At 59.4% G+C, this 10,054-nt stretch carries 10 protein-coding genes; 4 read left to right on the forward strand and 6 right to left on the reverse strand.

Features of this window, described 5'->3' with window-relative positions; translation table 11 throughout:
• The 3 genes from PA598K_RS18430 to PA598K_RS18440 form a co-directional block, all read right to left on the reverse strand.
• Positions 1-566: RluA family pseudouridine synthase (locus PA598K_RS18430; protein ID WP_148091968.1), on the reverse strand; the 566-nt coding region annotated here is incomplete at its 3' end.
• On the reverse strand, positions 563-1,435 hold the full coding sequence (locus tag PA598K_RS18435; protein WP_128658373.1) for a class I SAM-dependent methyltransferase: 873 nt from the start codon (positions 1,433-1,435) through the stop codon (positions 563-565). The genes PA598K_RS18435 and PA598K_RS18430, both read right to left, overlap by 4 nt.
• A 5-nt stretch (positions 1,436-1,440) precedes the next feature.
• Positions 1,441-2,154, reverse strand: a complete 714-nt coding sequence (locus PA598K_RS18440; RefSeq protein ID WP_128658374.1) for a response regulator transcription factor — start codon at positions 2,152-2,154, stop codon at positions 1,441-1,443.
• An 81-nt stretch (positions 2,155-2,235) separates the two neighbouring features.
• On the opposite strand from PA598K_RS18440, the gene PA598K_RS18445 reads away from it, so the two are divergent.
• Positions 2,236-4,323 carry a sensor histidine kinase gene (locus PA598K_RS18445; protein WP_128658375.1) on the forward strand — a complete coding sequence of 696 codons (2,088 nt, stop codon included), beginning with the start codon at positions 2,236-2,238 and terminating at the stop codon, positions 4,321-4,323.
• A 226-nt stretch (positions 4,324-4,549) separates the two neighbouring features.
• Here the strand turns inward: PA598K_RS18445 and PA598K_RS18450 are convergent, their stop codons facing one another.
• Together PA598K_RS18450 and PA598K_RS18455 are read right to left on the reverse strand one after the other, a co-directional pair.
• On the reverse strand, positions 4,550-5,260 hold the full coding sequence (locus PA598K_RS18450; RefSeq protein WP_128658376.1) for a hypothetical protein: 711 nt from the start codon (positions 5,258-5,260) through the stop codon (positions 4,550-4,552).
• 142 nt (positions 5,261-5,402) lie between these two features.
• Positions 5,403-5,723, reverse strand: coding sequence for a helix-turn-helix domain-containing protein (locus tag PA598K_RS18455; RefSeq protein WP_128658377.1), 321 nt, complete (start codon positions 5,721-5,723; stop codon positions 5,403-5,405).
• Between the two features lie 135 nt (positions 5,724-5,858).
• Here PA598K_RS18455 and PA598K_RS18460 point away from each other — a divergent pair, with 135 nt between their 5' ends.
• Entirely contained in the window at positions 5,859-6,065 is a 207-nt protein-coding gene (locus tag PA598K_RS18460; RefSeq protein WP_128658378.1) for a hypothetical protein, read from the forward strand.
• Between the two features lie 413 nt (positions 6,066-6,478).
• Here the strand turns inward: PA598K_RS18460 and PA598K_RS18465 are convergent, their stop codons facing one another.
• Positions 6,479-7,573 carry an AI-2E family transporter gene (locus PA598K_RS18465; protein WP_185602087.1) on the reverse strand — a complete coding sequence of 365 codons (1,095 nt, stop codon included), beginning with the start codon at positions 7,571-7,573 and terminating at the stop codon, positions 6,479-6,481.
• 182 nt (positions 7,574-7,755) lie between these two features.
• Between PA598K_RS18465 and PA598K_RS18470 the strand changes: the two genes are divergently transcribed.
• Both PA598K_RS18470 and gucD read left to right on the forward strand, forming a co-directional pair.
• Entirely contained in the window at positions 7,756-8,631 is an 876-nt protein-coding gene (locus PA598K_RS18470; RefSeq protein ID WP_128658380.1) for a fumarylacetoacetate hydrolase family protein, read from the forward strand.
• A 47-nt stretch (positions 8,632-8,678) separates the two neighbouring features.
• Positions 8,679-10,054: alpha-ketoglutaric semialdehyde dehydrogenase GucD (gene gucD / locus PA598K_RS18475; protein WP_128658387.1), on the forward strand; the 1,376-nt coding region annotated here is incomplete at its 3' end.

Below are 10,054 nucleotides of genomic sequence, written 5' to 3' on the forward strand. Positions count from 1 at the left end.
CCGCCGTATTTGCGATCGCCCGCCAGCGGCGTGCCGAGGGTCGCCATCTGCACGCGGATCTGATGCGAGCGCCCGGTGTGGAGCCGGATCGCCGCCAGCGCATGGCCGCTGCCGCTTGCCACGACCTCGTAGTCCAGCAGCGCTTCCTTGGCCCCTGGCACCGCGCGATCATACGCGCGCACCGTGTTGGTCTTGGCGTCCTTCAGCAGATAATGCCGCAGGCTGCCGCTCCTGCTCTGCGGCACGCTGCCCAGCACAGCGGCATAGGTCTTGCCGAAGCTGCGGCTGCGGACCGCCTCGGACAGCCGGGAGGCGGCCTTGGATGTCTTGGCGAACAGCATCGCGCCGCCGACCGGCCGATCGAGCCGGTGCACCAGACCAAGGTACACATTGCCCAGCTTATTGTAGCGCACCTTCAGATCGGCCTTGAGCAGCGTCAGCATGTCCGGGTCGCCGCTCTCGTCCTCCTGCGAAGGGATGCCAGGCGGCTTGACGACGGCGAGCAGATGGTTGTCCTCATACAGCACCTCGATCGCTGAGCCGCGCTCGGCATGCTGCTCGCTCAACGGTCCGCCGCCTCCCAGCGGCCGAGGATGCCGCAGGGCAGGTTAAGCCCCGAGCGGGTGATCGGCAGACCGATCTCGCCGCAGTGGATGAGGCCGCCGTGACGGCGACTGACGGTCATGTCTAGCAGATTGTGCAGGACCGACGGGGACAGTCCGGTCGTATAGGAGTTGATAAGCACGAACAGCGGATTGTCCGAGAGGATGCTCATGCACGATTCGAGGAACGGATACAGGTTCTGCTCCAGCTTCCACGTCTCGCCATTGGGCCCCCGGCCGTAGGACGGCGGATCCATGATGATGGCATCGTATTGTCGGCCGCGTCGCTGCTCCTTTTGCACGAATTTGAAAACGTCGTCGGTGATGTAGCGCACCGGCTTGTCCGCCAGACCCGACAGCTTGGCGTTGTCCTTGGCCCACTGCACCATACCTTTGGCGGCATCGACATGGCACACCTCAGCGCCCGCTGCGGCAGCCGCCGCAGTAGCTCCGCCTGTGTAGGCGAACAGATTGAGCACGCGGATCGGTCGACCCGCCTGACGGATCTTGTCCATCATCCAGCTCCAGTTGACCGCCTGCTCAGGGAATAGTCCAGTGTGCTTAAAGTTGGTCGGCTGGATGCGGAAGCGCAGCGGTCCGTACGCGATCGTCCACGATTCGGGGAGCTGCTTGCGGAAGGTCCATTGCCCTCCGCCCGAGGAGCTTCGGTGATAGTGGCCGTCGGCCTCCTTCCACGGTCCGCTTTCCTTGACGAGCGGCCAGATGATCTGGGGATCGGGGCGCCGCAGGATGATGTCCCCCCAACGCTCCAGCTTTTCGCCGCCGCCGGTGTCCAGCACCTCATAGTCCTGCCATTGATTTGCGATGTACATGTTGACTAACCTTCCTTGCCGATAAATTTGTAGCCGACGCCGCGCACCGTGACGATGTAGACGGGATGGGCGGGATCGGGCTCGATTTTTTTGCGCAGGTTGCTGATATGTACCATAATGGTCCGTGTATCGCCTGCGCTGTCTGTGCCCCAGATCAGCTCGTACAGATGATCCAGGTGGAATGCTTTGTTCGGGTGCTGCACAAAATGGGTCAGCAGGTTAAACTCCTTGGTGGATAGATTGACCGGCTTGCCTGCGACATGGGCGCTATGGGCCTCCAGGTCGATCGTCAGATCGCCGCTGGTCAGCACCGTCTCGCGCGCGGCGCCGCTCTCCGCCTGGCCAGTCAGCAGCAACTGTCGGCGCAGCTGCGCCTTGACCCGGGCGACCAACTGACGGGGACTAAACGGCTTGGTAATATAATCATCGCCGCCGATGGACAATCCGTGTATAATGTCGGTATCCTCGCTCTTGCAGCTCACAAATATAATCGGCACGGCGGAAAACTTGCGGATCTCCCGGCAGATGTGCAAGCCGTCGTAAGGCTGAAGCTGGATATCGAGCAGGACGAGATCGGGCTGCAGCGTCCGGGCATGCTCGAGCGCGCCGTCGCCATTGTCGACGGTGTACACGTCATACCCTTCGCGTACCAGGTACAGCTCGATTAATTCGGTTATATCGGGTTCATCGTCAACGACCAGGATGCGAGTGTTGCTCACAGTTGGTTTCCCTCGCTTTCTCTAGGCTATTATAACGAATGCAGTCATTATGAAGCAATCGATTTTGGAGGTTGTCGCTAAGTGGTATTACGAAGAACCGCTGGATGGGTTGCGTTGTTGATCCTGATCGTCAGTCTGGCCGGCTGCGTGCAAGTGGCCGATCGCACCCATCTTAAGGCCAAGGAAGGGATGGCTGACCTCAGCAGTTTGGCAGGCAAGGGCTATGAGCTGACTAGGCTGAACGGCGATTGGGAATTCTATGGCCACCAATTGCTCGAGCCGGGCGCGGACTGGGAGGCGGCGGATGGAGAGCTCGTCCGCATCCCCGGGTCATGGAACGGCTATGACTCGGACCACAGGCTGGAGGACGGACAGGGCTACGGAACGTACCGGCTGCTGTTCGCGGCGCATCCCGATCAGGATATCCTGGCGCTTAGGGTACCCAATATTTTCACCGCCTACAAGCTGTGGATCGACGGCAAGCTGGTCCAGTCGCGAGGCGTCGTCGGTATGAGCCGAGAGACCACCGTGCCCGAGCAATACCCCGGGATTGCCACGTTCGTCAATGATCGCCCGGTGCATGAGCTGGTGATCCAGATCGCCAACTTTCATCACCGTAAGGGCGGGATTTGGGTGGATTTCGTGTTCGGCGGCAGCGACGACGTGATCCGCTACCAGATCATGGACACGGTCAATCAGATGATTATATTCGGCAGTCTGGCGATGATCGGCTTTTATCATCTCGGGCTGTACGCGATGCGCCGCCAGGAGCGGTTTACGCTGTACTTTGGCATCCTCTGTCTGATGGTCGGGCTGAGGATGATCGTGACGGGCAATGCTTACCTGGTGCAGTGGCTACCCTGGGTGTCGTGGGAGACGGGGATGAAGCTGGAGTATACGGCTTTTGCGCTGGCGGCCTGGTCGAGCTATATGTATATCTACCATCTGTTCCCGCAAGAAGCGTCGCGTCGCCTGCTGAAGCTGCTGACCGGCTGCACGCTGGTCTTGTGCGCCATCGTCCTGACGATGCCGGGTATCCACTTCACACGGCTGCTGCCGGTGTTCCAACTGCTCGTCATCGTCGTCTCGCTATACATCCTGTACGTGCTCGCTCTGGCCGTGCGCCGCAAGCGTACCGGCGCGGTCTACGTGCTGATCGGCATCTCGGTTTTTGTGCTGACCATCCTCAACGATATGGCCTTCTACAATGAATGGTCGACGGTCAGCGATATTGTGCCGGTCGGGCTGTTCTTCGTCATCATGATGCAGTCGTTCATCATCTCCAGCCGTTTCTCCAAGGCGCTGGCGCAGATCGAGCAAGTATCGGCGGAGGCCAGACAGCTCAACGCCTCGCTGGAGGAGCGGATCGCAGAGCGTACCGAGGAACTGCAAGCCTCCCATGCCAAGCTCGAGAAAACCCACCGCGAGCTGGAGAAGATGGAGACGTCGCGGACCCGTCTGCTCAGCAACATCTCGCATGATCTGCGGACGCCGATGACGCTCATCCAGGGCTATCTGGAAGCGATGCAGGATGGCGTCGTCACCGAGCCGGAGCAGCGGGATCGTTATGTGCGGATGATGCTGGGCAAGGTCGGAGGGCTGAACCGCCTCATCCAGGAGCTGTTCGAGCTGTCCAAGTTCGAGGCGGGCGTCGTCCAGTTCCACAAGGAGCAGCTGACGCTCGCCCAGTGGGTGGAGGAGCTCGTCGAGCAATACCAGCTCGATGTGGAGAGTCGGGGGATCGTCTTCGAATGCTCGCTGCTGCTGGAGCAGCCTGACCATACGGCCGACGCTGAGCGTATTGTGCTGCTGCTCGACCGCTTCCGGATGGAGCAGGTGATGTCCAATCTGATCTACAATGCCCTCGGCCACATGCCGGAGGGCGGCACGCTGCAGTTGAGCTTCCAGTATGCAGCAGCACAGTCGTCGCTGATCGTTAGCGTACAGGATACGGGGGCTGGCATTTCAGAGGCGGATTTGCCGCATATTTTCGAACGGTTCTACCGGGCGGGAAGACATGCGGGGCAAGCGCAGGGGAGCGGTATTGGTCTGGCGATCGTCAAGGAGATCGTCGATGCCCATCTTGGCGTCATCGGCGTCGAGAGCGTGGAAGGGGCGGGGACGCGCTTTTTCATCGAGCTGCCGGCCGCCGAGTGGCCGAGCCTGTAAGTGCAGGGCGATAATGGGGACGCTTCCGGCCTGATGCGATGACGGGGAGGCTAACGGGCTGGTTCGCATGGAGGCGGGAGATCGTGTGTCACGCCGTGCGTCCATGCGGCTTCGCCAGCGCGGACGCACGGCCAGCGCACGCAGACGCGCAAAGAAGAGCCTTCATCGCCGAAGAGGGCAGATGATGAAGGCTCAGGCTTCTCGCATGTTCTAGAAGGATGCGGGGTCAGGCTTGCTCGTCGTGAATGATGGCGACCAGCGCATGGTCCATGCCGAACTTCTCGAAGACGAGTCGGACGAGGCTCCAGCCGCCGTCTCCCTCGACATAGTATTCCACGAAGGCGTACGTATCGGCAGGGTAGACCTCGAGCAGGTTGCCCAGCGAGTCGGCCTTGGTCTCATTTTCCAGCGGCGTTGCGTCTGCATAATCCCTGTCATAGACGTACTGGCGATGATAGTCGGCGTAGGTCATCTCGATCGCCTCGTCGCTGCTGGCAGGACCGCGCCAGGTGCGGACCTCGTCATCGCTCATCAGGGTTGCGAGCGCCTCGGCATCGATCACCACATCGGCTTCGGGGTCGATCGTCGGACCGGGAGAAAAGCGGACGCCTTTATCCTTATGCGCCCAACTGCTGATTGTCTCCATATTGCCAGTGCTCAGCGCGCGCATGACGGTTTTAGCCGATTCCATGGCTGTCGGCGGCATACCTTCATCGCCCCACTCGGTCTCCTCCGCGCTTTCTTCGGTATTGTCCTCCACTGGGTCTGCTGGCGCATCGGCATTGGCCGACTCCTGTTGCTCCTGTGCAGGCGGCGGGGTCGAAGGCTCCGGCGAGCCGGAGGAATTGTTGGCCGGCGCTTCGTTTTGCCCGCAGGCCGCCAGCAGCGCCGACAGGATGAGCAGTGCGGCTCCGCGCCGCATCGTTTGGATGATCATGGTGTACCACTCCTTTTGTCTTTGTATAGATTAGACAAGAGGAGTGCGAGATCAGTTCCATTTTTTTTGTGCATGATTGCGAGATCAGCCAACAGGGCGTCCCGCCATCTGCCGCATGTTCGCGTTGAGCGCTTACACCGCCTCAGTCGTTCTGGGCGATCATCTCCCGCATTCGACGGATCGATTTCTTGCGCTGGTCCTTGCTCATCACATTGAACAGCTGGATCACCTCCAGCGTATCGGCGGTCATCTGCTCCTCGCGTATCGGCTCGCCGCCGATCATATAATCCAACGAGACCTGAAAAAATACCGACAGCTTGATCAATGTTTCGTAGACGGGCTGCCGGTTATTGATCTCATAGTGGCTATAAGCGGAGCGGGTGATGCCGATATGACGTGCGACTTCTTCCTGCGACAGCTTTTTGCGCAGCCGCAATTCTCTCAATCGATCTCCCATCGTCATGTCTTTGGACTCCTTACCTACAGTCGGATTGTGGATACATAGGCATACGGGATGTGCAGGACAAGCTATTACTCTTAATTTATGATACAAATTGTATCATTGTCAAGCCTAGACTGGAAGGAGTTTTACAAAAAAATGAAATTAACCTTTATTTGCGATTGCGGCAATCAGGTCGGCTTTTTCGGAACGGGCATGCTTGACGAGCAGCGACGGGAGATTATCGAGCCTGAGGATGACGACAGACTGCAGGTTATGATGGGCGATACGGGGATGGTGCTGACCTGCCAGTTTTGCAAGCAAGCGTATCGTATTGACAAATACAATCCAGATGTGCTATTCTAATAAGAATGGAATGCACGCGTTATTTATAATGCGGCATGGCGTACTGCTTGCATTGAATAATCAATACGAATCTTGATATATATAGTGGATGGATATATAGCATACCTGATTCTCACTGGCGCGGTCTTCGGAGCCGCAAGGATGGAAGAGAGGAAGGGCTTTCGTTGTTTTAGGTTTTCAATGTTTTCGTGCTTGACTAAGGTAGACTGATCGTTTCTTTAGGTGCTATTCGGCAAGCGGTATCCCCGGAGCGCGGGACTCCGGCTCGTGTTCGTACCTCGCCCATGGCGAGCGGCGAACCCAACCACAAAAGGCTTCTTCTCCAGTTGGAGAGGAAGCCTTTGTCTATGTTTGGGCCCGACCGGCCAAGGGCTGACCCTGGCTGTCGTCTCGCTAGGGTGTGTTGGCACACCCTAGGACGAGTCGGCGCTCTCCGGCAGTCGCGTCGATCGATGCCTCAGATAGGCGTACACCTTGGCAGCGATCACCTTGGTAATCATGTAGACCGGGATCGCGACCATGATGCCGACGATGCCCCCGATCGTGCCGGCGATCAGGACGGTCAGGATTGTCGTCACCGGATGGATATCGAGCTTGCGACCGTAGATGTGCGGGCCGAGGAAGTTGCTCTCGATGTTCTGGGCGACCAGATTGATGACGAGCACCCAGATGACGGTCGTCGGCGAGTCGATGAAGGCGACGATGACGACCGGCACCATGCCGATAATCTGGCCGATATATGGGATCAGATTGACGATCGCGGCGAAGATCGCCAGCAGCAGCGAGTACCGCAGGCCGATCAGCAGGAAGCCGACATAGATCATCGCGCCGAGCAGGAAGCAGAGCAGTACCCGGCCTAGGATAAACTCGCTCAGGATGCGGTCGACCTCGAGCAGCGTGCGATGCGCCTCGTGCCGCCAGTTGCGGGGCAGACTGCGGATCAGCTTGCGGGAGGCGGCGCGGTCTTGCTTCAGCAAATAGTAGAGCAGGATCGGCACGGTGCCGACGACGATGAAGAAGGTCGTAAAAAACGAGACGGCGCCCGATACATAATCCGACACAGAGTTGATCGCATTGGACAAATAGTCGGTCAGTCGATCGGTGAGCGACGAGTCGTTCAGATTGACGCCCTGGAACAGCTCCTGGCTCTGCAACTCCTCGATCTGTCGGCGCACATCCTCCGCGAGCTGCGGCAGACTGTTGATGAAGTCGTAGGTCTGCTGCTGCAAGGTCGGCCAGACGAGGAAAAAGAACAGCACAACAAGCCCTGCAAGCACGCCATAGATGAGCAAGATCGAGATAGCGCGCGGCACCTTCCAGCTATGTAGCTTGCCGACGATCGGGCGCAGCAGGTAATAGAAGAAAATCGTAAACAAAATCGGCATCAGGACGATATTGAATGCCAGCACGAACGGCTCGAACAAAAATCGAACCTTGTGCAGCAGATAGATGATGAGCAGGACGAGAATAATACTGATGCATGAGCGGTAAAAGGTTCCTATGTGCACCCGGTCATCCTCCCATCGGTCGATACTTCTATTCTTTATTATACTATACATACTGTACAGTCCATAATAACCGATTGCCGCATTCTTCAAACGGGAGTAGACTTCGAGGCGGGAGTTTGCTATCATCTAAGTGTAGATTACAGAACCGAGTTTTACATTATAAAACGAATGGAGCGACTACTATGAGGATCATCCGCTATCGCGACGGCGCAGTAGCACAACTGGCAGCTGTCACGGACGAGGAACAGCTGTATCCGATCTCAGACGCCGACTATATGACGTTGCTGGCCAGCGCCAAGCAACAGGGCAAGACGCCATTACAGTATGTAAACGCCATCATCGCCGATGCCGAGCCGGCAGCGGGAGACTGGCGCAAGCTCGAGCTGTTGGCGCCTATCGAAGCGCCCGAGGTGTGGGCGGCAGGCGTCACGTACCAGCGCAGCCGGGAGGCCCGCAACTATGAAGCGACCGGCGGCAAGCTGGACGCCTCGACCTTCTACGATAAGGTGTATGACGCCGAGCGCCCGGAGCTGTTCCTGAAGTCGACGGCGGCGCGTACGGTCGGCCCTAACGATCAGGTGAGCCTGCGCAACGACTCGCAGTGGCAGGTGCCGGAGCCGGAGCTCGGCTTGGTGCTGAGCAGCGAAGGGGCCATCGTCGGCTATATCATAGGCAACGACATGAGCTGCCGCGATATCGAGGGGGAGAATCCGCTCTATCTGCCGCAAGCCAAGGTGTGGAAGCGCTCCTGCGCGATCGGCCCGGCGATCCGACTGCCGGAGACGGTGGCGGACCCGTATGCGCTCGACATCGCCTGCCGGATCTACCGGGACGGAGAGAAGCTTGTCGACGAGTCGGCCAGCACCGGGCAGCTCAAGCGCAAGCTCGAGGAGCTGGCGTCGTATCTGCATCGGGACAATGTCGTCTTTGACGGCACGGTGCTGTTGACCGGCACCTGCGTCGTGCCGCCCAACCAGTTCACCCTGGAGGCAGGCGACGTGATCGAGATCGAGATTACCGGACTGGGTACGCTGGTCAACACTGCAGCGATGGCTTAAGCTATTATTTATAATCTGAGTACTAGATATTGGGAGGATGAGGAACGATGGCCAATGAAACGGCAGCAACCTATGACAACTATATCCAAGGCGAGTGGAAAGCCTCCGAGGGCGGCACGCAGCCGAGCATCAGCCCGGCCAACCGCGACGAGATCGTCGGTCTGATCCCGAACTCGGTGAAGGCCGATCTGGATGCGGCGGCGGCAGCGGCCAAGGCGGCGCAGCGAGCATGGCGCAAGCTGGCGGGCTCGCAGCGCGGCGCGCTGCTGTTCAAGGCGGCGGACATCATCGAGAGCCGGATGGCGGAGATCGGCGAGGCGATGACGCGCGAGATGGGCAAGACGTTGCCCGAGGCGAAGGGGGAGACGGCGCGTGGCGTAGCGATCCTCCGCTACTACGCAGGCGAGGGCATGCGCAAGGTTGGCGATGTCATCCCTTCAACGGACGCCGACGCCTTTATGTATACGACACGCACGCCGCTCGGTACGGTCGGCGTCATCTCGCCGTGGAACTTCCCGGTGGCGATCCCGATCTGGAAGATCGCTCCGGCGCTCATCTACGGCAATACCGTCGTCTGGAAGCCTGCGACAGAGACGGCGGTCACAGCGGCCAAGGTGATGCAGTGCTTCCATGACGCAGGCTTCCCGGCTGGCGTGCTCAACATGGTCATCGGCAGCGGCTCGGTGATCGGACAGGGCATCGCCGAGCATGCAGACATCAACGGCATCACCTTCACCGGCTCCAATGGCGTCGGCAAGCGGGTCGGTCAGGCGGCGCTGGCGCGCGGCGCCAAGTACCAGCTGGAGATGGGCGGCAAAAACCCGATCATCATCGCCGAGGATGCCGATCTGGAGCTGGCGGTCGATGCGACGATCAGCGGCGGTCTGAAGTCGACGGGGCAGAAGTGTACGGCGACTAGCCGCGTCATCGTCGTCAAGGGCATCTACGAGGCGTTCAAGGCGAGACTGGTGGAGAAGGTGTCGGAGCTGAAGGTCGGCGACGGGCTGGCGGGCGATACCTGGCTCGGACCATGCGCCAACGAAGCGCAGATGGAGACGGTGCTGTCGTATGTGAACAAGGGGATCGAGGAAGGCGCGGTGCTGCTGCATGGCGGCAAACGTCTGGAGAGCGGCGAGCTGTCGCGCGGCTTCTATGTCGAGCCTGCGATCTTCGACAAGGTCGCCTCGAACATGGCGATCGCTCAGGAGGAGATCTTCGGGCCGGTGCTGGCGCTGATCGAGGCGCGCGACATCGACGAGGCGATCGAGCTGGCCAACGATACGGAGTATGGTCTGAGCGCTTCGATCTATACGCGCGACATCGGCAACGTGATGTCGTTCGTCCAGGATATGGAGGCGGGCCTGGTGCGCGTCAATGCCGAGACGGCTGGCGTCGAGCTGCAAGCGCCGTTCGGCGGCATGAA

Source organism: Paenibacillus sp. 598K (genome assembly GCF_003851045.1).
Lineage (GTDB): Bacteria > Bacillota > Bacilli > Paenibacillales > Paenibacillaceae > Paenibacillus_D.

What these genes read in the sequence shown, in the direction of transcription:
- PA598K_RS18435 (WP_128658373.1), bottom strand. Translation starts at nt 1,435, where the DNA reads ATGTACATCGCAAATCAATGGCAGGACTATGAGGTGCTGGACACCGGC.
- PA598K_RS18450 (WP_128658376.1), bottom strand. Translation starts at nt 5,260, where the DNA reads ATGATCATCCAAACGATGCGGCGCGGAGCCGCACTGCTCATCCTGTCG.
- PA598K_RS18455 (WP_128658377.1), bottom strand. Translation starts at nt 5,723, where the DNA reads ATGACGATGGGAGATCGATTGAGAGAATTGCGGCTGCGCAAAAAGCTG.
- PA598K_RS18460 (WP_128658378.1), top strand. Translation starts at nt 5,859, where the DNA reads ATGAAATTAACCTTTATTTGCGATTGCGGCAATCAGGTCGGCTTTTTC.
- PA598K_RS18470 (WP_128658380.1), top strand. Translation starts at nt 7,756, where the DNA reads ATGAGGATCATCCGCTATCGCGACGGCGCAGTAGCACAACTGGCAGCT.